The following is a 23865-nucleotide window of genomic DNA, read 5'->3' as shown; positions in this document are numbered from 1 at the left end:
CGGGATACGTCGATCGCTCCACCCTTCGTTAACCCTGGCCTTCCTAACTGGAGGCACAGCGAAATCCGGCGCGCCAGCGCCCTTCAAGACGGGGTCAGCGACTCATGCGCTCTTCCGGCCGACCGCCCGCTTCCTTCGACGCCGACGGCCGTCGCCAGCCCGCGGACCCGCGCCGCGGCGCCGCGGCCGGCGAGGTGCGCACCAGCCGCACTCCCGACCGCGTCCTGCGCGAACGGCGCGCCGCCCGCGACGAAACCCTCGACGGCTCCGTGGCCGTAGACCCGAGCCTGCTCGCCGGTCTCGAGCAGGCCCTGCAGGCGCCGCGGATCGAATTCATCGTCGAGGGGCTCGCGCCGGCGCCGTCCGCCGTTCCGAGCTGGCTGCGGCCGTTCGCCATCGGCCCGAACGCGCGCTTCACGCGCACGCCGGACAGCATCCTCCGCGGACCGACGCAGAGCGCGAACGCGCCGTCCGACGCCGCGACGATCGACCCGGAAGCCGCGGCCGACGCGATCGCCGCCATGGCCTTCACGGACGTCGGCGCCCCGCCCGCGCGGCCGCTGCAGCCCGCGCGCCTGCGCCGCCTCGCGGAGGTGATCCGCCTCGACGACGACGCGCCCGAGACGCCGGGCGAGCAGGACAACGAGCGGCCGTCGGCCGCCGTGGATGAGACCGCGCCGGAGCCGGCCGCGGAGGCGCCCGCCGCCTTCATCACCGGTTCGCTCGGAAGCCCCTTCGGCTCCTTCGCGCCGGTCAGCTACTCTGCGTCCTTCGCCTGGGCGCCGGTGGCGCCCGCCGCGCCCGAGCCGGCCCCCATCGCGCCGCCGCCTGCGCCGATCCCGGCCGCCGTCCCCGCCGTTGCGCCGGCGGCCCAGGTCGCGACCCCCGCCCCCGCGGCGCCGCCGGTCGTCGAGGCGCCCCCGGCGCCCGTGCGCGCGAAGGCGCCCGTCCCGGCTCCGCAGGCGGCGGTCGCGCCGATCGCGCCGATCGCTTCAGCGCCCGCGCCGCGCCGCGCGCCCGCGCCGTCGCCGGCCTCCGACGTCTACGAGCTGCCGCCGCTGGAGCTGCTGGCGGAAGCCGCCGCGAGCGAGCCGTGCTTCGAGCACTCCGAGGAGTTCCTGAACAAGAACTCGCTGAAGCTGCAGCAGACGCTGCAGGACTTCGGCGTGCGCGGCGAGATCATCGACGCCAACCCCGGCCCCGTGGTCACGCTCTACGAGTTCGAGCCGGCGCCCGGCGTGAAGTCGAGCCGCGTCATCGCGCTCGCCTCAGACATCGCCCGCTCCATGAGCGCGGTGTCGGCCCGCGTGGCGGTGGTCGAGGGCCGCAACGTCATCGGCATCGAGCTGCCGAACGCCAAGCGCGAGACCGTCTACCTGCGCGAGCTGCTCGAGACGCCGGAGTTCGGCGAGACCAAGCAGAAGCTCGCCATGTGCCTCGGCAAGACCATCGGCGGCGAGCCGGTGATCGCCGACCTCGCCAAGATGCCCCACCTGCTCGTCGCCGGCACCACCGGCTCGGGCAAGTCGGTCGCTATCAACACGATGATCCTGAGCCTGCTCTACATGCATCCGCCGGAGAAGTGCCGGCTGATCATGGTGGACCCGAAGATGCTGGAGCTCTCGGTCTACGAAGGCATCCCCCACCTGCTGACGCCCGTCGTGACCGACCCGAAGAAGGCGGTGATCGCGCTGAAATGGGCGGTCCGGGAGATGGAGGACCGCTACCGCAAGATGTCGAAGCTCGGCGTCCGCAACATCGACGGCTTCAACGCCCGCGCGGCCGAAGCGACGGCGAAGGGCGAGACGGTGGTGCGCACGGTGCAGACCGGCTTCGACCGCGAGACCGGCCAGCCGACCTACGAAGACGAGGTCATGGACCTCACGCAGCTGCCCTACATCGTCGTCATCGTCGACGAGATGGCCGACTTGATGATGGTGGCCGGCAAGGAGATCGAGGGCGCGATCCAGCGTCTGGCGCAGATGGCGCGCGCGGCCGGCATCCACATCGTGATGGCGACGCAGCGTCCTTCGGTCGACGTGATCACCGGCACGATCAAGGCGAACTTCCCGACCCGGATCTCCTTCCAGGTGACTTCGAAGATCGACAGCCGCACGATCCTCGGCGAGATGGGCGCGGAGCAGCTTCTGGGCCAGGGCGACATGCTGCACATGGCCGGCGGCGGCCGCATCCTGCGCGTTCACGGCCCGTTCGTCTCCGACGCAGAGGTCGAGAAGGTCGTCGACCATCTCAAGCTGCAGGGCCGGCCGGAGTATCTCGAGGCCGTCACGGCGGACGACGAGGAGGAGGCGGGCGCCGAGGACGGCGAGGGCCTGTCCGAGGACGTCGCGGTGTTCGACGCGGGCGAGTTCGGCGAGGAGGGCGGCGACGCCTACGACCAGGCGGTGGCCGTCGTGCTGCGCGACCGCAAGGCCTCGACCTCCTACATCCAGCGCCGTCTGCAGATCGGCTACAACCGCGCCGCCTCGATCATGGAGCGGATGGAGAACGAGGGCATCGTCGGCCCGGCCAACCACGCCGGCAAGCGCGAGATCTTCCGGGGGCAGTGAGGCGACCGCGCTGCGTTCCTAAGTAGAACGCGGGATCCCTCCCCTGGGACAGGGGAGGGTGGACGGCCGGAGGCCGGCCGGGTGGGGTGGGGCTCAGAACCAAACTCCACGCCGTCGCGCCCTATGCCAAAGACCCCACCCGACCTCGGCTCGCGCCGAGGCCACCTTCCCCACGCCTGCGGCGCGAGGAGGGATTCCCGCGGTCTATCCGGAAGCGTTTTGCGCCTCAGCTCCAGGCGTGCAGCGGCGGCTTGACGCCGTTCAGGGCGTAGTCGCCGAGGATCTTGTACTTCCAGCGCACCGGATCATGCAGCGTGTGGGTGCGGGCGTTGCGCCAGTGGCGGTCGAGATTGTGCTCGGCGAGCGTCGAGCGCGCGCCGGCGAGCTCGAACAGTTTCGAGGAGGCGTCGAGCGCGACCTCGGTGGTGAGCACCTTCGCCTCCGCCACCGCGATCTGCGCGTCGGCGACGGTCTCCGCCGTCGCGTCCGCCACCGCCCGGTCGACGGCGAGGCCGGCCTTCTCCAGCAGCGCCTCGGCCGCGTGCAGACGCAGGCTGAGGTCGCCGATGGCGTGGACCACGTACGGGTCGTCGGACGCGCGGTCGAGCCCGCTGTCGACCCAGGGCCGCGAGCGGGTGCGCAGGAAGGCGATCGTGTCGGCGAGCGCCGCGCGGGCGATGCCGGCGTCGACCGCGGCCTGGATGATCTGGAAGATCGCGCCGTCCGCCGTGGGCCGGGCGTAGCCGAGATAGCCGGGCACGAGGTGCGTCTTCGGCACCCGCACCTGGTCGAGGATCACCGTGCCGCTCCCGGTGGAGCGCTGGCCGAAGCCCGACCAGTCGTCGATCACGGTCAGGCCCCGCGCGTCGCGCTCGGCGATGGCGTAGAACGCGCGGCCCTCGTCGTCGAGCGCCACGATCGGCACGAGATGCGCGAGTAGGGCGCCGGTCGCGTAGAACTTGCGACCGGTGACGACCACGTGGTCGCCCTCGTCGGTGAAGCGCGTCTCAAACTCCGCGGCGCGCTTGGAGCCGAACTCCGAAAAGGCGTTGCCGAAGCGCGCGCCGCGCAGGACCTCGCCGAACAGCAGCTGCTTCTGCCGGTGGTCGGAGACGGTGCGGATCGCGGCCACCACGCCGAGGTGGTTCTGCGGGATCTGGCCGAGGGAGGGATCGGCCGCCGAGATCCGCGCGATCACCTCGGCGAGGGTGACGTAGGAGACCTCCGGCCCGCCGTAGGCTTTCGGCACGTTGATGGACCACAGGCCGCTCTGGGAGAACAGGTCGAGTTCGGCCGCGGGCGGCCGCCGCGTCCTGTCGCGCTCCGAGGCGCCCTTGGCGAACTCCTCGGCGAGATGGCCCGCGACGTCGAGCGCCTCCGCGTCGCTGCGGATGACGTGGGCCGGCCGTGTCGGGCGAGGCAGGGCGGGCGCGCCGACGGGTTCGGAAGGCGCCTCGCCGACGGCGGCGAGGCGGACGGGGGTCTGGGCGTTCATCGCGGATCTCCTCTCAGGCCGCGGCGCGCGCGGGCTGGCGCCCGGTCTTGGCCTCGGTCTTGGCCTCGAGGTCGCGCACGAGCGGGATGACCTCGCGGCCGAAGAACTCCACCTCCTCCTGGAAGTGCAGGAAGCCGAGCAGCACCAGGTCCACGCCCGCGTGCTTGAGGTCGAGGATGCGCTCGGCGATCTGGCGCGGCGTACCGATCAGGTTCGACTTGAAGCCGTCGTTGTACTGGACGAGGTCTTCGAAGGTGGACTTGGCCCAGTTGCCTTCGCCCTCGGGCGAGGCCTTGCCGGCGTTCTTCACCTCGTGGCCGAAGGCGTTGACGGCCTCCGGGTTCGCCTTGGCGACGATCTCGTCCACCACCGCGCGGGCCTCGGCCTCGGTGTCGCGGGCGACGGCGAAGGCGTTGACGCCGATCTTCACCCGCCGGCCGAGCGCCGCGGCCTTGGCCTGCACGTCCTCGACCTGCTTCGCCACGTTCTCCGGCGTGTTGCCGTTGGTGAAGTACCAGTCCGACACCCGGGCCGCCATGTCGCGCGCGGCGCGGGACGAGCCGCCCTGGAAGATCTCGGGCTGCGGGTCGATCGGCTTCGGCTTCAGCGAATAGTTGCGGTAGCGGTAGAAGTCGCCGGCGAAGGTGAAGCTGTCCTCGGTCCAGATGCCGCGCAAGCTCCGGATGAACTCCTCGGAGCGGCGGTAGCGTTCGTCGTGGTCGAGCCAGGGCTCGCCGATCGCCCGGAACTCGCCGCTGAACCAGCCGGAGACGAGGTTGATCGCGATCCGGCCCTCGGTGAGGTTGTTGATGGTCGCGATCTGCTTGGCTGCGAGCGTCGGGTTCCACGGCCCCGGCAGCAGGGCGGCGATGATCTTGAGCTTCTCCGTCGCGGCCAGCAGCGCGTGGCTGAAGGCGACGGACTCGTGCTGGTTTTCCGCGCCATAGCCGGCGGTGAAGCGGATCTGCGTCAGGCCGTACTCAAAGCCGGCGGCTTCCGCGATCTGGGCGAGCTTGCGATTGTAGCCGATGTCCCAGCTGGTGCGCTGTTCGATGTCGGAGATCACCAGGCCTCCCGAGACGTTCGGGACCCAGTAGGCGAACTTCAGCGGCTCGGCGTTGCGGTCGTCGGATGCGGACATGGGGGCTCCTTCGAGGCGGGGTCACCGTCTCTCAATTAAATCTACTGATTAAATAGATTTTATGGCCCAGGAAATGTCAACCGCCGATCGCGCTTCCACCCGGAAGCGCGGCGGAGACGCCCGTTCCGGCTCGCGGTTCCGATCCGCCGCCAAGCGCCTCAAACGAAACGGCGCGCCTCCCGCCCGGGCGACGCGCCGTTCGACGAAGGTCGGAGAGACTGCTGGGGGCTACAGCGCTCGACCTACGCGGGCCCCGCGCTCGTCCGCCGCGAAGGCGGCGACGAGGTCGCGGGCGACGGCCTCCTGGGCGAGGCGGGCGTCGCGCACCACCTCGCTCATGCCGAAGAACTCGTGGGTGACGCCCTCGAAATCGACGGCGTTGACCGCGACGCCGGCGGCGCGAAGCTTCTCCGCCAGCGCCTGGCCCTCCCAGCGCAACGGGTCGATCTCGGCGGTGATCAGGGTCGTCGGCGGCAGCCCGGCGAGGTCCGCGCGGCCGACGAGGTCGAGCCGCGGATCCTCCTGCGCCCCCGCGTCCGCCAGGGCGTGGCCGATGAACCAGCCCATCATCGCCTTGTTGAGCGGGCGCGCGTGCTCGTTGATCTGGTAGGACGGCGTCTCCATGTCGACGCCTGCGACAGGGGTGATCAGCACCTGGTGCGTCGGGAGCGGCAGCCCCTGGTCGCGCGCGGCGATCGCGACGTTGATCGCGAGGTTGCCCCCGGCGCTTTCGCCCATGACGGCGATCCGCGACGGGTCGCCGCCGAGCGCCTCGGCCTCCTCGATCACCCAGCGGTAGGCTTCGATCGCGTCGTCGTGGGCGGCCGGAAACTTGTGCTCGGGCGCGAGCCGGTAATGCGCGGACACGACGACCGCGCCGGTGCGCGCCGCGATCGCGCGCGGCGTCGCGTCGTAGGCGTCGAGGTCGGCGCACACCCAGCCGCCGCCGTGGAAATAAAGCACGATCGGGCGGGGCGTCCCGTCGCCGAAGGTCCGGTAGATCCGCGCCGGCAGGTCGTCCTCGGCGCCGGGGTAGCGCACGTCGCTGGCGACGACGCCGTCGGGCGCGCCCTTGAGCCCGGTCTTCTCGATCAGCGCCTTGACGGCGTCCGACGGCGTCGGCTGCCGTCGGGCGGCTTCGGGGGTCAGGTCCTCGATCGGCTCCGGCGCCAGCGCGCGAAGCTCCTCCAGCACGCGGCTCATATCGAGGTCGGCGCGCGCGACGGGATCGCCGCGCACCGAACCGAGGAAGCGCGCGACCTGCTCTCCGACGCTCGGCCCATCGAGCGATTGTCCGCTTTCGAAAATCGACATGGCGTTTTCTCCTCGCATGTCTTGCGACGGCGGCGGACGCCTTCTCGACGCGTCTTGAGGGCCGCAGTCGTGCGGGGGGAGCTTACGCGTTTGTCCCTCGATGAAAAGACACGATTAAGCGCGCGGTCCGGAACGATTGTCGTAGGCGGCGTTCCAGACCGGGGTCGCGCGGCGCCGGTTATCCCGAGGCGGGGGTTCGTCGAACCCTTGCGGCTTTACGCCGTCGCTCTTCGCGGATCATGAGACGCTTGGCCTGGTCGACGGTCAGCCCAAGCGCCAGCAGCACCGCCTCTGCCGCCAGCACGGCGTCCGCCGCGGATCCCGCATCATAGCTGATCGGAACCTCCCAGATCATCTGAGCCCGGAGGACGGCGTCGGCGATCAAGCGAAGCGTCTGGTCCACCAGATGGTCAGGCATTCGAGCCTCCGCGAAACCAGTTGCGCAAAACGCTTATGACGTAGCGAGGCATCAAGGCGGGGTCAGGGCGGTTGGGAGCGAGTTCGGCGGGTTTCGGGGCCGGCGCGACCGGAATCCGCTGGAAGGCTTTTTGGCGCCTGACGGCTTCTTTCCGAATGTCGTCGGGAAAGAGCTCCGCCGTCAGGGGCGCGAGCGTCATGCTGGCCTCCGCCGGCTTCCCGCTCTTCGCCTGGGCCCTCGCGATCGCGGTGAGCGCGGCGGCGTAGCGTGTCAGCACGGCCGGTCTGACGACGCCGCGGGCGATCAGGTTCCGGCACACCTCGGCTTCGTCGTCGAAGCGGCCCGCGCGGTGGTAGAACGCGGCCAGGATGACGGCGTACCCGAGCACCTCGCCCGAGAGCCGGTACCCCCGCTCCATCAGCGTGATCGCCAGCGGCAGGCGGCCTCGTCGCGCGGCGAGCTTCGCGAGATTGGCCCAGTAGTAATGCTGGTCGCGCCGTTCCCGGAGAGTGGGCGTCGGCAGCGGCTGGCCGTGTGCCGCCGCGGCGAGCATCGGCTTGAGCAACCCGATGCGGCTGAGATAGTCCGGCGTCCCATGGCCGACCAGCGGAATCCGGATGTGCCGCGCCGGCGCACGGACAAGGGCCGCGTGCTGCCCGTCGTCGTTCATCGGATCGTAGACGATATCGATCTCGCCGGTCTTGATCACTCCTTCGTTGAGCTGGGACCTCTCGAAGGTCAGCCGGCCGGCGTGCGACCGCCATCGCTTCTCGAACGGCACCTCCTCCGCATCGATCGAAAGCTGCGGGGACATCGCGAACACGCCGTCCGCGTCGAGGGCGCGGGAGAACGCCAAGGCGCCGTAGGCTCCCATGCTGGTGCCGTAGGTGATCGCGCGGGAATAGCCGCGCCGCGCAGCCCGGGCGGCGTTCAGAGCCGCCGCCATGCCCTCGACCTGCCACCAGTGATTGCGCTTCGCGACGAAGTAGAGACCGTCGAACCCCATCCGGGCGATGGCTCTCTGGCCGAAGCCCTCGAGACGCTTGAACGGCTTCGACAGCAGCGGCGTGAACGAGACGACGACTATTCCGCTCTCGGATCCGACGTCATGAAGCACGGCGACGTCGTCGTCTTCGTAAAGCACCCTTGTCGTCGTCGATGACGTCATAGTCCAGCCGCCTCTCGACCTCAATGCACAGTGCATTAGAGCGCACGGGGGACGCCACCATCAATGTTCGATCAGCCGCCACATGTCGCATGCGGGGCGATGTGGATGTTTCGTCAGGCGGACGCGACCGCGCGGTCCGTCTAGCGCCCCGGCAGGGCGGCGGGCTGGGCGGCGGCGCGCTTGGCGAATTCGGCGTCGAGGCGCTTGGCGAGCACGTCGTAGTTCTCGTCGAAGTGGTGGCCGCCCGGCTCCTCGATGCGCGAGGTCTTCGGGAACACGTCGGTGGCGCAGGCGACGTCGTTGTCCGCCTCCTCGAGCTCCTCTTTGCCGTAGACGCAGAGCACGCGGTCCATCGGCAGGCCGGCCGAGGCCTTCACCACGTCGTGGGCGCCGGTCCCGACGCCGAGCCAGCCGGAGACGCTGACCTCGAAGTCCGCCGTCTTGGAGAGGCCGAGCAGCGCGATCAGGCGGACGCTGTCGCGGACCTGCTTGGACAGTCTCTGCCAGGCGAAGGGCAGCACGTCTGCGCCGAAGGAGTAGCCCGCGAGCAGGACGTTCTTCGCCTTCCACTCCGGGGCGTAGCGCCCGAGGATCGCCTCGAGGTCGTCGCCGAGTTCGCGCGGCGTCTTCTCGTTCCAGAAGTAGCGCAGGGTGTCGACGCCCACGACGCCGTAGCCCTCGTTCTGGAAGAAGCCGGCGATGGTCTTGTCGAGGTCGCGCCAGCCGCCGTCGCCGGCGTAGATCACCACGAGGCCCTTCACCACAGGCTGGGTCGGCGGGTAGAGCACCAGCGGCAGCGCGTTGACGGCGTCGGGGTCGCCGCCGCCGATGTCGAGCGCGGCGTCGAACGCGGCCTGGGTCAGGTCGGAGCCGGCGGGAACCTCGACGACGTCGCCGTTCGGCAGCGGCTCGACGAAGCTCTTGATCTTCTCGGGGGCCGGTCCCGCGGTCAGCACCCGCCACTCGCCCTGCAGGCCGTCCGTCGAGTCCGGCTCGCCGATCGTGAGCTCGCCGTTCGCGAGCGTCTCGGTCTTCGGCCCGTCGCAGAGCGTCTTGGTCAGCGGCGCGGCGCCGGAGAACCCGATCGAGACGCCGCCGGCGAACATGTTGGGCGGCGCCTGCGCCAGCATGGCGTAGACGATGTCCGCGCCGCGGCCCGACCCCAGCAGGACCGGGAAGCGGTAGGTCTTGATGCCGAGCTCCTTGCCGGCGAGGCGGGTGTACTCCTCGATGTCGCCCGGCATGTAGAAGCAGTCGTCGGTCTCCTTGGCGAGCCCGGCGAGGTAGCGCTTGAGGTCGACGCCGACCACGAGCGCGCCCTGGGTCGCGAGCGCGTCGGCGTCCGACTGCAGCTTCGGCGTCCAGCCGTCGAGATCGGAGATCATCACCACGATCGCCGAGGGCTCGTCGGCGGGGCCGACGACCGGAATGGCGTCGAGCGTTTCGTTCTTCACCGTCGCGCGGCGCAGGTCGTCGGCGCGGGCGGGGCCGACGACCGCGAGACAGGCCAGCGCGAGGGCGAAGAGGGCCGCGAGACGCGTCATGCCGCGGTCTCCTTGGCTGCGGGACGCGGGGCGGTCGTCGCGGCGGCGCGCTTGGGCGCGCCTCCGATCAGGGCGGTGACGTCGATCAGGATCTGGGGCAGCACCCAGCCGCCGGGGCAGGCGAGATAGCGCGGCTCCCACACCGGGTTGAACTTGGACTTGTAGGTCCGCAGCCCCTCGAAATTGTAGAAGTTGTCGCCGTAGCGGAACAGGAAGGCGCCGACGCGGTTCCAGGTGGGGCCGAGCGGGTGGTCCGTCAGTCCGGACAGCGGCGCCATGCCGAGGTTGAACCAGCGGTAGCCGTCCGCCTTGGCGCGCAGCATCAGCCGCACGAACAGCGCGTCCATCACGCCCTTCGGCGCGTCGGGAGCGTAGCGCATCAGGTCGACGGTCGCCTCCTCCTTGTTCGCGCCGTACCACATGTTGGCGAAGGCCACGATCCGCCCCTCGTGGCGCACGACCGCCATGTCGAAGTGGCTGAGATAGTCCTCGGACCAGAAGCCGAGCGAGAACCCCTTCTCGCCGGCCTTCTTCGACGTCATCCAGGCGTCCGACACCGCCTTGAACTCGGGATAGAGCGCGCGCGCCTCGTCCCGCGGCACGATCACGACGTCGATGCCGTCCTTGGTGGCCTTGCGGTCGACGTAGCGCCATTCGTAGCCCGCCTTGCCCTCGAGCGTGAAGGCGGCGAGGTCGACCCGCGCCTCCTCGCCGAGCTTCAGCAGGGAGAGGCCGAGATCGAGGTAGCTCGGCAGCCGCGCCACGCTCGCCTGGTAGAACACCGGCCAGCCGCTGTGCTGGTCCGCGAGCTCTCGGAACGCCCAGACCAGCTCCGAGACCCGCTCCGCCGGGCCGACGGGATCGCCCATGGCGACCCAGCTCCGGCCCTGCACCTGGTACATGATGAAGGCGTCGCCGGTGTCGGAGAACAGGAACCGCTTGTCGCCGAGGAAGGCGAGGTTGGCGTCGGCGCGGCCGCTCGTCGCGACGATGGCGGCGAGGCGCTCCGCCGGTTCGCCGGCCCCCGCCTTCGGGGTCGACTGGCGGTGGAGCAGCGCGTGCAGGCCGATCGCGAGCGCCGCCACGCAGGCGGCGAGCGAGGCCCGGAGGAAGCGCGGGGCGTCGCCGCGGTAGGCGAAATCCCACCACAGGTCGTTGGAGTACTCGACGTTGCGGTAGGCGAAGAAGCCGAGCCAGATCGAGCCGGCCAGCACGATCGCGACCGCCGCGAGCCAGGCAGGAGCGAGATCCTGGCTCCAGAGCGAGGCGCGGCGGTAGAAGGCGCGGCGGTTGACGGTGAGCAGCGCCAGCACGCCGCCGAGCACCAGCGCCTCCTCCACGTCCACGCCCTTCATGAGCGAGAACACCAGACCCGCCGAGAGCAGCACCTGCGCCACGCGGTAGGCGCTGTCGAGCCGTCGCAGCAGCCCGCGCGCCACCACGAGCAGCACCACGCCGACGACGCTCGCGAGCAGGTGCGAGCCTTCGACGAAGGGCAGGGGCACGATCCCGCGGATCAGGTGGAGGCGGTCGGTCTCGGCCGGCAGAGCGCCGGACACCAGCAGCACGATGCCGCCAAGGAACACCGCGGCGCCCAGCACGATCGGCGCGACCGGCCGCATGACTACGGCGAGCATGGCGCCGGCGCGCTGGAAGTGGCCCTTGCGGCGGGCGAGCTCCGAGGCGCCGAGCAGGCAGAGCGCGATGGTGAAGGGGATGAGATAGTAGACGACGCGCCAGAGCAGCAGGCTCGCGAGCACCGCGTCGGCCGGCAGGTTCGGCAGCGCCAGCAGCACGGTCGCCTCGATCACGCCGGCGCCGCCGGGCGCGTGGCTCAGCATGCCGAGCGTCATCGCCACCACGAACAGGGCGGCGAAGGTCGGGAAGGCGATGATGGCGTCCGCCGGCAGCAGCACCCAGAGCGCGAAGGCGGCGCCGAGCAGGTCGACGAGGCCGATCACGATCTGAGCCGCGGTCGACTTCACGCCGGGCAGGGCGAGGCGGTAGCCCTCGACGGTGACGGCCCGCTCGCGGCGGCCGATCCAGATGAGGTAGGCGACGAGGCCGGCGATGATCGCCACGCCGATCGTCATGTTGAGGAACGGCGACATGCCGTCGAGCCGGGCGACGTCCTGCGCCTCGGTGACGAGGCCGAGCGCGAGCGTGAAGAAGATGCCGAGCCAGAGCGTCAGCGCCGAGATCGCGGTGATCGCCGCGACCTCCGCCGCCCCGAGCCCCGCGCCGGCGTAGATCCGGTAGCGCACGGCGCCCGCGACCACGATCTGGAAGCCGATGGTGTAGCTCAGGGCGTAGCCGGTGAAGGAGGCGAGCGCCGCCACCGGGTAGCCGACGTCGCGCCGCTTGATGTGGATGATGCCGAACCAGTCGTAGCCGGTGAGCGCGACGTAGCTCGCGGCGGTCGCGGCGAGCGCGACGCCCAGCGTGCTCCAGGGCTTCGCGGCGATCGCCGCGCGCACGTCGTCGAGCTTCACCTCCTCCACGAGGCCGTGGAGCACGTAGAGCACGACGCTGAACAGCACGACCGAGGCGATCGCGCCGACCGTGCGCCACGGCACGGTGGCCGCCCAGGCGCGGAGCCTGGGGAAGCCGAGCGGCGTCGCGCCGTCGTCGCGCATGGCGTCGGCGGCGTCGGGCGCCGTCGGCCGCGGCGCGGCGGAGGACGCGGCGCCGAGCGGTGGCGTCTCGGGAACGGGGGCCGTCTCGTTGGGTCGGGACATATCAGCCGTGAGCAGATGTCATTAGGCGCCGCGAGACGCAAGTCGGACGCGTTCGGAAACGCGCGGGAGACAAGCCTTCGAACACGGCGGACATAGGGCGGTTCTTAACCCGATTGCGATACGAGAGATTGCGGATGCCGCCGGGGGGTGGCGAAAGCGGTGCAAAATCTCCGGCCGCCGTGGCGCCGGAGCCGCAACGGGGAACGCGCATGACGCTCGCCAGCATGCCTCAGTCCGATGGCGCAAGACGGGGCCCGGCCGAGGGTCTGCCGCCGCTCGCCGTGGACGTCGACGGCACGCTGGTGCGCGGCGACCTGCTGGCGGAATCGGCGCTCGCCTACCTGCGCGGCAATCCGCTCCGCATCGTCTTTCTCGTTATGTGGCTCGTGCAGGGCCGCGCGATCCTCAAGCGCCGGCTCGCCGAACGCGTCGACCTCGACGTCGACGGCCTGCCGCTGAACGAGGAGCTGCTCGCCTTGATCGAGACCGAGCACGCCCGCGGCCGCCAGATCCATCTCGCCACCGCCTCCGACGCCATGGTGGCGGGCAAACTCGCCCGCCGCTTCCGCTTCATCGACGGCGTGATCGCGAGCGACGGCGCCACCAACCTCAAGGGCGAGGCCAAGGCGCGCGCGCTCGCCGGCCGCTTCCCCGGCGGCTTCGCCTACGCCGGCGATCACCGCGTGGACCTGCCCGTCTGGCGCGCGGCGTCCGAAACCGTGATCGTCGAGGCGAAGCCCGGCGTGCGGAAGGCCGCCGAGGCGATCCGCCCGCCGCTCGCCGTGCTGCCCCGCCCCAAGCTCGGAGCCAGGACCGTGCTCAAGGCCGCCCGGGTCCACCAGTGGGCCAAGAACGCGCTGGTGTTCGTGCCGCTGGTGCTCGGCGGCAAGGCGCTCGATCCGGTCGCCTGGAGCGAGGCGCTGATCGGTTTCGTCCTGCTCGGCGTTCTCGCCTCCGGCACCTATGTGCTGAACGACCTCTGGGACCTCGAGGACGACCGCAAGCACTGGTCGAAGAAGAACCGCGCCTTCGCCAGCGGCCGCCTGCCGATCGTGGCGGGGCTCGTCGCGGCCCCGCTCGCGATCGTCGCGGCGCTCGTCGGCGGCGCGCTGATGAGCGGTGAGGTGTTCGCGAGCCTCGCCGCCTACCTCGTGGTGACGCTCGCCTACTCGTTCCGGCTGAAGCGGCTCGCGGTGGTGGACGTGTTCACGCTGGCCGGGCTGTTCACGCTCAGGCTCGTCATCGGCGTCGCGCTGGTCGAGGTGCCGCCGTCGCCCTGGCTGCTGGTGTTCTCGATGTTCATCTTCGCCTCGCTGTCCTTCGCCAAGCGCCACACCGAGATGGCGCGCGTGGCGCAGGCCGGGGCGGCCAAGGCGAGCGGGCGCGGCTACGTCGCCGCCGACGTGCCGTTCCTGATCGCCATGGGCACCGCCACCGGCATGTCCGCGGTGCTCGTCATGGTGCTCTACATCTTCAACGAGGCGTTCCCGGCCGGCATGTACAAGACGCCGGCCGCGCTCTGGGCGTTCCCGAGCGTGCTGTTCCTGTGGCTGGGGCGGATCTGGGTGCTGTCCGGCCGCGACGAACTGCACGACGACCCCGTCGCCTTCGCGGTGCGCGACAAGGCGAGCATCGCTCTCGGCGCCGTCATGGCGCTCGCCTTCGTCGCCGCGGTCGCGCCGCACGGCTTGCTGTGGTGAGGGCGCCATGGACAGCCTCGTCGCCGCGCTGCCCCCGGCGCTCCGCGCCCGCATGAGCCCCGCGGAGCTCCGCCGCATCGGCCGCTTCCTGCTCGCGGGCGGCTTCGCCGCCTTCGTGAACTGGGCCGCGCGCTTCCCGCTCAACGAGATCATGCCGTTCTCAGCCGCCGTGCTCGTCGCCTACGGCGTCGGCATGGTGGTCGGCTTCTTCCTCTACCGCCTGTTCGTGTTCGAGGCGCACGGCGGCGACGCCCGCTCCCAGCTCTGGAAGTTCATCCTCGTCAACGCCGTCGGCGCGGTCGAGGTCTGGCTGCTGGCTCTCGCCTTCGTGCACTGGCTGGCGCCCGCGGTCGGCTGGACGCTCTGGGTCGAGCCCATCGCCCACGCCGCCGCCATCGGCATCGGCGCCGCGACCAGCTACGTCGGCCATCGCCTGCTGACCTTCCGCGGGATCGGGTGAGGGCGGCTCGGCCTTCTCCCCTCCCCCTTGCGGGGAGGCGGACAGAGTCGTCCGGGCTCAGAACCGCGCGTTCTAAAACCTCACCCGCCGAGATAGGCCGCCCGCACGTGCGGGTCGGCGATGAGGTCGGCGCCCTTGCCGGACATGGCGATGCGGCCGGCCTCCAGCAGGTAGGCGTGGTCGCAGAGCTCCAGCGCCGCGAAGGCGTTCTGCTCGACGAGCAGCACCGTCACGCCGGCGTTCCGCACCGCGCCGATGATCGAGAACATCTGCTCCACGATGTTGGGCGCGAGCCCGAGCGAGGGCTCGTCGAACAGCACCAGCCGGGGCCGCGCCATCAGCGCGCGGCCGATGGCGAGCATCTGCTGCTCGCCGCCGGACAGCGTGCCCGCCATCTGCGCGCGACGCTCGTGCAGGCGCGGAAAGTCGCCGTAGATGCGGTCGAGGTCGGCGCGCACCCTGGCCGCGTCGCGGCGGAGGTAGGCGCCCATCGCGAGATTGTCGGCGACCGTCATGTGCGGGAACACCCGCCGCCCCTCCGGGCAGTGCGACACGCCGAGCCGCAGCATCGCGCGCGGGTCGGCCCTGGTGACGTCCTCGCCGTCGAGGCGGATCGCGCCGGCGCGCGCCGGGACGAGCCCGGAGATCGCGCGCAGCGTGGTGGACTTGCCGGCGCCGTTCGCGCCGACAAGGGCGACCAGCTGGCCCTGGCCCACGGTGAAGGACACGCCCTTCAGCGCGGAGATCTGGCCGTAGCCGCAGACGAGGTCTTCAATCTCGAGCATCAGCCCTGAACCTCCGCCGCGAGTTCCCGGGCCGCGCCGCCCTTGCCGAGATAGGCCTCGATCACCGCCGGGTCGGCGCGGATCGCCGCAGGCGCGCCTTCGGCGATCAGCCGGCCGTAGTTCAGGCAGACGATGCGGTCGGAGACCTCCATCACCATCGGCATGTCGTGCTCCACCAGCAGGATGGTGACGCCCTCGTCGCGGACGCGGCGGATCAGGCGTACGAACACCTGCGTCTCCGAGGCGTTCATGCCGGAGACCGGCTCGTCCAGCAGCAGCATGGTCGGCTCGGTCGCGAGCGCGAGCGCGACGCCCACCAGCCGCTGCTCGCCATAGGCGAGAGAGCCGGCAAGCTCGTCGGCGCGGGAGGCCAGGCCCACAAGCTCGAGGATCTCGCGCGCCCGCGCCCGCAGGCGCGCCTCGTCGGCGCGGCGCCGCGCCGGGACGACGCGGTCGAGCAGCGGAGGCTCGGCGTGGCGGTGGAGGCCGATCAGCACGTTGTCGAACACGGTGTCGGCCGCGAACACGCTGGTGCGCTGGAAGGTGCGGGCGAGGCCGGCGCGCGAGATCTCGTGGGGCTTCAGCCGCGACAGGTACTCGCCCTTGAACAGCACCCGCCCCTGCGAGGGCTTGAGAAAGCCCGTCATGACGTTGAAGGCCGTGGTCTTGCCGGCGCCGTTCGGCCCGATCAGGCTGACGATCTCGCCCTCGGCCACGTCGAAGTGCAGGTCGGCGATGGCGACGAGGCCGCCGAAGCGCACGCCGACATGGTCGATCCGGAGGATGGGGGCTGCGCTCATGACGAGGCCCTCGCAGGTTCGGGCTTCGGAGCCGCGGGCGCGCGCTTCGGAAGCCCGAGCGCCGCGAGCGCGGGAGCGATGCCGCGCGGCATCACGAACAGGATGACGATCAGCGTCGCGCCGTAGACGATCCACTGCGCCTCGGGCGCCATCACGGGCCTGAGCGCCACCGGCAGCAGGCCGAAGATCAGGCCGCCGATCACCGGGCCGACCAGCGTGCCCTTGCCGCCCGCGACCACCATGATGACCATCGTCACCGTGTAGGAGAACAGGAACACGTCCGGGTCGATGATGCGGATGTAGTGGGCGTAGAGGCTGCCGGCGGCGCCGGCCATGGCGGCCGAGACGGTGGCGGCGATGGTGAGCGTGCGGGTGGCGTCGACGCCGACCGAGAGCGCCAGCGGCTCGTTCTCCTTCAGCCCGCGCATGGCGCGGCCGAAGCGGGAGCCGACGAGGCGCGCGATCAGCAGGTAGCTGAGCGTCGCGACGCCAAGCACGAGGTAGTAGTTCTGGATCTTCGTTCTGAAGGTCATCTCGCCGAGGCCGGGGAGGCCCAGCGTCATGAACGGGATCGAGGTGAGCGCCAGCGGCCCCTGCGTCAGCTCGATCCAGTTCAGCGCGACCAGCCGCACGACCTCCGCGAAGGAGATCGTCACGATCACGAAGTAGGCCCCGCGCACACGGAACGAGAGCCGTCCGACGACGTAGCCGCAGAGACCGGCGATCAGCACGGCGAGCAGGAAGCCCGCCGCCGGCGGCCAGCCCTCGTGGGTGACGCGCAGCCCGAAGGGCAGGCCGACGTCGAAGCCGAGCGAGGTCAGCGCGCTGACGTAGGCGCCGATGCCGAAGAAGGCGATGTGCCCGAGGCTGAGCTGGCCGGTGTAGCCGAGCAGCAGGTTCAGGCTCATGGCGCCGATGGTGAAGATGCCGGTCGTGATCAGCGCGTTGAGGAGGTAGGGGTCCTTGAGCCCGAGCGGCAGCAGGGCGAGGACGACGAGCAGGGCGAGCGGGAGAAGCCGGGTCATCCGATGCGCTCCGCGCGGGCGAACAGGCCGGTGGGCTTCACCAGCAGCACGGCGATGATGATCAGGAAGCCCATGGCGTCGCGGTAGCCGGAGGAGACGTAGCCGGCGCCGAACTCCTCCGCGAGCGCGAGCGCGAAGCCGCCGATGGTCGCGCCCGTGATCGAGCCGAGGCCGCCGAGGATGACGATGGCGAAGGCCTTCACGGCCGCGAGGTCGCCCATCTGCGGGAACACCACGTAGACCGGCCCGAGCAGCGCGCCGGCGGCGGCGGCGAGGCTCGAGCCCAGCGCGAAGGTCGCGGTGTAGATCAGCGAAACGTTGACGCCCATCAGCGCCGCGGTGTCGTGGTCCTGGAAGGTGGCGCGCATGGCGCGGCCGAGCCGGGTGCCGTTGATCAGCGCGTAGGCCGAGACGATCAGCGTCAGCGCCGCCAGGAAGACGAAGATGCGCAGCCACGACACCGAGGCGCCGAGGATCTGCAGCGGCGCGTCCGGGAACGGCGAGGGCACCGCCTTGGCGACGCCGCCGAAGATCCAGAGCGCGCCGGACTGCAGCACGATGCCGGCGCCGATCATGACGAGCATGGTGGTGTCGATGTCCGCGCCCCGGAGCGGCCGGAGCAGCGTGAACTCGATCAGCGCGCCGAGCGCGAGGCCGGCGACCACTGCGACCGGCAGCGCCACGAAGAAGTTCATCCCGAGGCCGACGGCCGCGATGTACATGGCGTAGGCGCCGACGGTGTAGAGCGCGCCGTGGGTGAAGTTCACCACGTTCATGATGCCGAAGATCAGCGTGAGGCCGATCCCCAACAGCGCGTAGGTGCCGCCGAGCACGAGCGCGTTGACGAGGTGTTGCAGCAGTTGGTCCACGGGGCGTCTCCGGTCGGGAGGCTTCGGGGCATGCGGGGGCCCAAGGCCCTCACCCGGCGCTTCGCGCCGACCTCTCCCACCGGGGAGAGGCGCGCTGCGGCTCCGTCTTCAAGCGTTTTGAGCCGGGCGCGGGCCTTCACCTCTCCCCGGCGGGGAGAGGTCGGGGGCGCCAGCCCCCGGGTGAGGGGGCCGGCGGCCGGAGTTTCCGGCTACAGCGCGACTTCGCTGACCGCGCCGTCGGCGATCTTGATGAGGTAGACGGTGGGCTTGCTCTGGCCGCTCTCCTTGCCCTCGGGGCCGGACTTGGCGAAGGCGATCGGGCCGTTGAGGCCGGTCATCTTCACGTCCCAGAAGGCCTTGGTGATCGCGGCGGGCTCGGCCGAGCCGGCCTTCTCGATCGCGGCGGCGATGGAGCGGATGCCGTCGTAGCCGCGGAAGCTCTCGGTCGCGCCGGCGAACTGATGGCCGCGGGCCTTCCACTCGGCGAGGAAGTACTTGGTCGCCGCCGGGTCCGGGGTCTTCTCGGGCGCCCAAGGCAGGAACGTGGTGAGGTGCATGGTGCCCTCCGCCGCCGCGCCCGCCTGCGCGATGATCTGGTCCGGGTTCTGCGAGCCGCCGGTGGTGATGACGCGCTTCTTGATGCCGAGCGCCGCCATCTGCTTGAACAGCAGGGTCAGCTGGTCGACCGAGGTCGTCATCATGATGGTGTCGGCGTCGGAGCTCTTGAGCTTGGAGAGCTGGGCGCTCATGTCCTGCGCCGCCTGGTCCATGGTCTCGGTCAGCCCGACCTCGACGCCCTCGGCCTTCAGCATCTTGGCGAAGTCGCCGGCGGCGCCGCGGCCCCAGTCGTTGTTGATGACGAGGAAGTCGACCTTCTTCAGCCCGATCTTCTTGACCATCGGCGCGAAGGACGCGGCCTCGAGCGCCGACGGCGGCGAGATGCGGAACACGAAGGGGTTGCCCGACGTGGTGATCTTGCCGGAGGAGGAGGTCTCCACCAGCATCGGCACCTCGTACTCCTCGAGCTTCGGCATGACGGCGAGCGTCAGGCTGGAGCCCCAGGCGCCCATCAGCACCGGCGTCTTGTCGCTGGTGATGAGCTTCTCCGCGACCGCGGCCGCCTCGGTCGGGTTCGACTTGTTGTCCTCGATCACGAGTTCGATCTTCTTGCCGAGCACGCCGCCCTTGGCGTTGATCTCGTCGGCCGCGATCTTGGCGCCGTTGACGACATAGGTGCCGGAGGCGGCGAAGGCGCCCGTCAGCGGCTCGTTGACGCCGATCTTGATGGTGTCGGCGGCGACGGCCGGACCCGCCATCAGCGCGAGGGTCAATGCGGCAAGCGAGGCAAGGCGTGTGGTCGTCGACATCGCCGTCTCCTGTCAGGAACGGGGCGTGGATGCGTCGCCCCTGCGGGCCACGCGGCGAAACCATGCGGCGATCCGGCCTCGGACGAGGTCGAACGCGAGCCGCAAAGGATTGAGGGCGGGCGCCGCGGCGTCGACCGCGGCGGGGCGCCCGGCGAGCCGGGCTTCGAGGTTCGCCGCGAACTCGGCGACGAGGCGGGCGGCGACGTCGCGCACGAGGCCGGGGCGGCCGAACTGGGCGAGCGGGCCCTTGAGGGCGTAACCGACCGTCAGGTTCACCTGCGATGAACCCGGCGTTGACCCCGCGTTAACCCGGTAGCGCACTTCGCCCTGCGCGCCGGACCGGCCGTCGGCGCCCGCGCCGCGGATGCGGCCCTCGCGTGCGGCCTCGTCCCGCGCGACGTCGGCCGCGCCGCGGAAGGTGGCGGAGATCGGCCCGAGCTTGACCCGCATGCCGCCCTCGACCCGCTCCGGAGAGGGGACGGAGGTCACCACGGCGCCCGGCAAACAGGCCGCGACCTCCTCCACGCGCCCGAAGAAGGCGAACACCTGCTCGGGCGGAAAGCCGACCTCGAAGCTCTGGTCGAAGCTGTGCGCGGGACGGAAGTCCGCCGGGACCGCGACTGCGGTCGACGCCGCGACGCCCGTCGTCTGGGTCGCCGCGACCGGCGCGCGGGCGCTCGACGATCCGGTCCGGGCCCCGACCGGGCCGAGCCCGCGCTCGCCGGTGGTCGGGCCCAAGCCCTTGGCGCGGCGGTCGGAAATGACGCTCTGGATCGCCCGCACGATGCCGACATAGCCGGTGCAGCGGCAGAGATTTCCGGCGAGGCCCAGCCGGATCCGGCGCTCGTCCGCCTCGGGCAGGCGAAGCACAAGGTCCCGCGCCGCGACTATCATGCCCGGGGTGCAGAAGCCGCACTGCAGGGCGTGCTCGCGGTTGAAGGCCGCGCGCAGTTCCGTCGCGATCGCGTCGTCGTCGAGGCCCTCGATGGTGGTGACGTCGGCGCCTTCGCAGGCCGCGGCGAAGCTGAGGCAGGCCCGGGCGGGCTCGCCGTCGAGCAGCACCGTGCACGCGCCGCAGACGCCATGCTCGCAGCCGAGGTGCGTGCCTGCGAGGTTCAGCTCCTCGCGCAGCGCGTCGGCCAGATGCGTACGCGGCTCGACCTCGACCGCGACCGCACGGCCGTTGACGGCGAGCGCGACGTTGACGCGCGGCGGGCGGACGGGCGCGTTCATGCGGCGCTCCTGACGTCGGGTCGCGAAGGCGAGCCTAAGAGCGCGTAGGCCTGCGCGGCGGCGCGGCGCAGCACTTCGACGTGGATGTGGCGGTCGACGGCGTCGGCCATCCCGGCGCGGGCCAGCGCGCCGTCGGCGGCGGGGGCGTCGAAATCGGCGGCGAAGGCGGGGCGGATGCGGCCGCCGAACAGGACGCGCGCGTCGTCGACGACGACGGGGGGCGCCTCGACGGCGCCGAAGACGGCGCGTCCTGTTGCGGTCTCAGGGTCGATCAGCACGGCGCCGATCGCATGAGCAAACTCGCCGACCTTGCGGCAGTGCTTCACGTATCCGAACCGCGACGACGGGTTCATGACGGGAACGCGCACGCCGACAAGAATTTCGTCGGCGGCGAGCGCGGTAGACAGCGCGCCGGTGACGAACGCCGGCAGCGTAAGCCGGCGGCGGCCCGAGGGACCCGCGATCTCCACCTCGGCGCCGAGCGCGGACAGCGAGGACAGCCAGTCGGCGGCCGGGTCGGCGTGAGCCAGACTGCCGCCGATCGTGCCGCGGTTGCGCACCGCGCGGTAGGCGATGCCGGAGGCGACGCGCGCCATGACGTTCGGCCCGACGTCCGGCGCGCGACCGTCCTCGATGTCGGCGTGGGTGACGCAGCAGCCGTAGACGATCGCGTCGCCGTCGCGGCCGGCGTGGCGCAGCTCCGCGACGCCGGAGACGTCGACGATGAGCTCGGGTTCGGCCAGCCGCAGGTTCAGCATCGGCCCGAGCGACTGGCCGCCGGCCATCACCTTGGCGGCGCCCGGGGTCTGAGCGAGGAGAGCAAGCGCTGCGGCGAGATCCCGTGGCCGCTCGAGGGCGAAGCGGGCGGGCTTCATGCCGCGTCCCTCGTCATCTCGGGCGCGCCGCGGGCGGCGAGCACGGCCTCGACGATGCGCCGCGGGGTCGCCGGCGAGCGGAGAACCTGGGCGCCCAGCGGACGGAGCGCGTCGTTGATGGCGTTGACGATCGCGGCCGGCGGCGCGATCGCCCCGCCTTCGCCGATGCCCTTCACGCCGAAGCGGGTGTAGGGGGAGGGGGTCTCCATGTGGTCCACGCGCGGGGCCGGAACCTCGCAGGCGCCCGGCAGCAGGTAGTCCGCGAGCGTGGAGGCGAGCGGCTGCCCCGCCTCGTCGAACGGCATCTCCTCCAGCAGCGCGGTGCCGATCCCCTGCGCCAGGCCGCCGAAGATCTGGCCGTCCACCACCATGGGATTCACGAGCACGCCGCCGTCCTCGACGATGACGTAGTCGAGGATCTCGACCTCGCCGAGCATGGGGTCGACCGCGAGCACCACGGCATGGGCCGCGTAGCTGAAGGTGCCGCTGTCGCGCTGCGGCTTGTAGCCGGCGGTGACCTCGAGGCCACCGGGGTTGACGTCGGCGGGCAGGTCCTGCGGGCGCAGGTACCAGATGCGGGCGATCTCGGGCAGGCCGACGTCGCCGGCGGGCCCGACGACGCGCCCGGCCTCGAAGCGCACGTCCGCGGGGTCCGCCTGCAGCAGGTGGGCGCCGATCAGGCGGGCGCGCTCGGCGAGCTCCGCGCAGGCGGTCGCGACCGCGCCGCCGGCCATCACCATGACGCGGGAGCCCCAGCTGCCGGTGGAATAGGGCGTCATCGCGGTGTCGCCGTGGACGAGGCGGGTGCGGGCGACCGGCACGCCCAGCACCTCGTGCGCCACCTGCGCCAGCGTCGTCTCGAGCCCCTGGCCGTGGGAGTGCGCGCCGATCCGCAGCTCCAGCCCGCCGTCGGGCGTGAGGCGGGCGCCGGCCTGCTCGTGGCCCGGCACCATCGGGATGCCCCAGCCGGAGTAGACCGAGGTGCCGTGGGCGGCCTGCTCGCAGTAGATCGAGAGGCCCAGCCCAATGCGCCGTCCGTCCGCCTCGCCGGCCGCCTGCCGGGCGCGGACGCCCGCGGCGTCGATCGCCGCCACAGCGCGGGTCAGCGCCTCCGGATAGTCGCCGCTGTCGAAGTGCTTCTTGGTGATGTTGTCGAACGGCATCTTCTCGGGCCGCACGAGGTTCTTCAGCCGTACGACCTCGGGCGCGAGCCCGGCTTCGGCCGCGACGGCGTCGAGCGCGAGCTCCAGCGCGAAGCAGACGCCGGTGCGCGCCACCCCGCGGTAGGGCAGGATCGGGCATTTGTTGGTGGCGACCGACCAGGTGCGGCAGCGGTAGGCCGGGAAGTCGTAAGGGCCGGGCAGGATGCTCGCGACCTGCGCGGCCTCGAGGCAGGCGGAGAACGGATAGGCGGAGTAGGCGCCGCTATCGACGGTCGCCTCGCAGTCCACGCCGCGGATGGTGCCGTCGCGCTCGGCGTAGACCGTGATTTCGTAGTGGTGCTCGCGGCAGTTCGCGTTCGCGGTCAGGTGCTCGCGGCGGTCCTCCAGCCAGCGCACGGGGTGGCCGCAGCGCAGCGCCAGCCAGCCGAGGCAGACCTCTTCCGCAAGCAGGATCGCCTTGTAGCCGAAGCCGCCGCCGACGTCGGGCGAGACGATGCGGACGCGCCCCTGCTCCAGCCCGAGGCACTCCGACAGGCCGGTGCGCACGATGTGCGGCATCTGGCTCGCGGTGTGGACCACGAGCTGGTCGAGCCTGCGGTCGAGATGGACCACGGCGCCGCGGCCTTCGATCGGCGCCATGCACTGCCGGCCGGTGGAGATCGTGCGCGACACCTTGATCGGCGCGTCGAACGCGGCCTCGATCCCGATGTTGACGTTGGTCTCGAGATAGACGTTGTCGCCCCAGTGCTCGTGGACGAGCGCCGCGCCGGGCTCGCGGGCGGCCAGCATGTCGTGCAGCGCCGGGAGCTCTTCGAGATCGAGCGTCACCCGTGTGGCGAGGTCCTCGGCTTCTGCGCGCGTGGGCGCGACGCAGATCGCGAGCAGTTCGCCGACCTGCCGCACCTTGTCGACGGCGAGCGGCGGCTGCTCGGAGACCTTGAAGCCGGGCAGGCCGGAGACCGCGCGGATCGGTTTTACGCCGTCGAGGTCGGCGGCGGTGAACACCCGGCCGCGGCAATCCTCCGGCACGTGGATCGCGCGGATGCGGGCGTGCGCCAGCGGGCTGCGGACGAAGGCGACGTCCTGCATCCCCGCCATGCGGATGTCGCCGACATACTCGCCGCGCCCGCGCATCAGGCGGTCGTCTTCCTTGCGCGGCAGCCGCGCGCCGACGCCTTCGCTCAAGGGCGCGCGGCCGCC

At 71.3% G+C, this 23865-nt stretch carries 18 protein-coding genes; 3 read left to right on the top strand and 15 right to left on the bottom strand.

All coding sequences use genetic code 11. From position 1 onward, the window contains the following. Positions 1 to 104: 104 nt before the first annotated feature. Positions 105 to 2570: a DNA translocase FtsK gene (locus JOD31_RS08840; RefSeq protein ID WP_204949969.1), complete on the top strand. Its 2466-nt coding sequence runs from the start codon at positions 105 to 107 to the stop codon at positions 2568 to 2570. Between the two features lie 226 nt (positions 2571 to 2796). Here the strand turns inward: JOD31_RS08840 and JOD31_RS08835 are convergent, their stop codons facing one another. The 7 genes from JOD31_RS08835 to mprF form a co-directional block, all read right to left on the bottom strand. Further along, a complete protein-coding gene (locus JOD31_RS08835) occupies positions 2797 to 4065 on the bottom strand; it encodes an SfnB family sulfur acquisition oxidoreductase (RefSeq protein WP_204949968.1) in 1269 nt (422 codons plus the stop codon). Between the two features lie 13 nt (positions 4066 to 4078). After that, entirely contained in the window at positions 4079 to 5206 is a 1128-nt protein-coding gene (gene sfnG, locus JOD31_RS08830; RefSeq protein ID WP_204949967.1) for a dimethylsulfone monooxygenase SfnG, read from the bottom strand. Positions 5207 to 5434: 228 nt separating this feature from the next. After that, positions 5435 to 6520 (bottom strand): alpha/beta hydrolase, encoded by a 1086-nt coding sequence (locus JOD31_RS08825; protein WP_204949966.1) that lies wholly within the window; start codon positions 6518 to 6520, stop codon positions 5435 to 5437. Between the two features lie 178 nt (positions 6521 to 6698). Next, complete coding sequence (locus tag JOD31_RS08820) at positions 6699 to 6938, bottom strand: hypothetical protein (RefSeq protein WP_204949965.1); 240 nt, start codon at positions 6936 to 6938, stop codon at positions 6699 to 6701. Next, entirely contained in the window at positions 6931 to 8082 is a 1152-nt protein-coding gene (locus tag JOD31_RS08815) for a tetratricopeptide repeat protein (RefSeq protein WP_204949964.1), read from the bottom strand. Before JOD31_RS08815 ends, JOD31_RS08820 begins: the two co-directional genes overlap by 8 nt. Before the next feature lie 164 nt (positions 8083 to 8246). After that, the gene (locus JOD31_RS08810) at positions 8247 to 9650 is read right to left on the bottom strand and encodes an AcvB/VirJ family lysyl-phosphatidylglycerol hydrolase (protein ID WP_204949963.1); all 1404 of its coding nucleotides are present in this window, start codon (positions 9648 to 9650) and stop codon (positions 8247 to 8249) included. Beyond that, on the bottom strand, positions 9647 to 12388 hold the full coding sequence (mprF, locus tag JOD31_RS08805) for a bifunctional lysylphosphatidylglycerol flippase/synthetase MprF (RefSeq protein ID WP_246482400.1): 2742 nt from the start codon (positions 12386 to 12388) through the stop codon (positions 9647 to 9649). Before mprF ends, JOD31_RS08810 begins: the two co-directional genes overlap by 4 nt. A 209-nt stretch (positions 12389 to 12597) precedes the next feature. On the opposite strand from mprF, the gene JOD31_RS08800 reads away from it, so the two are divergent. Both JOD31_RS08800 and JOD31_RS08795 read left to right on the top strand, forming a co-directional pair. Then, a complete protein-coding gene (locus JOD31_RS08800) occupies positions 12598 to 14088 on the top strand; it encodes a UbiA family prenyltransferase (protein WP_204949962.1) in 1491 nt (496 codons plus the stop codon). Positions 14089 to 14095: 7 nt separating this feature from the next. Beyond that, complete coding sequence (locus JOD31_RS08795; RefSeq protein WP_020187553.1) at positions 14096 to 14548, top strand: GtrA family protein; 453 nt, start codon at positions 14096 to 14098, stop codon at positions 14546 to 14548. A gap of 80 nt (positions 14549 to 14628) precedes the next feature. On the opposite strand, the gene JOD31_RS08790 is transcribed toward JOD31_RS08795, so the two are convergent. The 8 genes from JOD31_RS08790 to JOD31_RS08755 form a co-directional block, all read right to left on the bottom strand. Then, a complete protein-coding gene (locus tag JOD31_RS08790; protein WP_204949961.1) occupies positions 14629 to 15333 on the bottom strand; it encodes an ABC transporter ATP-binding protein in 705 nt (234 codons plus the stop codon). After that, a complete protein-coding gene (locus JOD31_RS08785) occupies positions 15333 to 16133 on the bottom strand; it encodes an ABC transporter ATP-binding protein (RefSeq protein WP_204949960.1) in 801 nt (266 codons plus the stop codon). The genes JOD31_RS08790 and JOD31_RS08785 overlap by 1 nt, the downstream gene beginning before the upstream one ends. Next, on the bottom strand, positions 16130 to 17158 hold the full coding sequence (locus tag JOD31_RS08780; protein WP_204949959.1) for a branched-chain amino acid ABC transporter permease: 1029 nt from the start codon (positions 17156 to 17158) through the stop codon (positions 16130 to 16132). Before JOD31_RS08780 ends, JOD31_RS08785 begins: the two co-directional genes overlap by 4 nt. Beyond that, a complete protein-coding gene (locus tag JOD31_RS08775) occupies positions 17155 to 18027 on the bottom strand; it encodes a branched-chain amino acid ABC transporter permease (protein ID WP_204949958.1) in 873 nt (290 codons plus the stop codon). The genes JOD31_RS08780 and JOD31_RS08775 overlap by 4 nt, the downstream gene beginning before the upstream one ends. 209 nt (positions 18028 to 18236) lie before the next feature. Then, positions 18237 to 19394, bottom strand: a complete 1158-nt coding sequence (locus JOD31_RS08770) for an ABC transporter substrate-binding protein (RefSeq protein ID WP_204949957.1) — start codon at positions 19392 to 19394, stop codon at positions 18237 to 18239. A gap of 12 nt (positions 19395 to 19406) precedes the next feature. Beyond that, on the bottom strand, positions 19407 to 20627 hold the full coding sequence (locus tag JOD31_RS08765; RefSeq protein ID WP_204949956.1) for a xanthine dehydrogenase family Fe-S subunit: 1221 nt from the start codon (positions 20625 to 20627) through the stop codon (positions 19407 to 19409). Further along, positions 20624 to 21502: an FAD binding domain-containing protein gene (locus JOD31_RS08760; protein WP_204949955.1), complete on the bottom strand. Its 879-nt coding sequence runs from the start codon at positions 21500 to 21502 to the stop codon at positions 20624 to 20626. Before JOD31_RS08760 ends, JOD31_RS08765 begins: the two co-directional genes overlap by 4 nt. Continuing rightward, positions 21499 to 23799 (bottom strand): xanthine dehydrogenase family protein molybdopterin-binding subunit, encoded by a 2301-nt coding sequence (locus tag JOD31_RS08755; protein ID WP_246482452.1) that lies wholly within the window; start codon positions 23797 to 23799, stop codon positions 21499 to 21501. The genes JOD31_RS08760 and JOD31_RS08755 overlap by 4 nt, the downstream gene beginning before the upstream one ends. Positions 23800 to 23865: the final 66 nt, after the last annotated feature.

Origin of the sequence: Methylopila capsulata, from assembly GCF_016907975.1 — a bacterium.
Classification (GTDB): Bacteria; Pseudomonadota; Alphaproteobacteria; order Rhizobiales; family Methylopilaceae; genus Methylopila; species Methylopila capsulata.
This window is presented reverse-complemented; position numbering and strand designations above follow the sequence as displayed.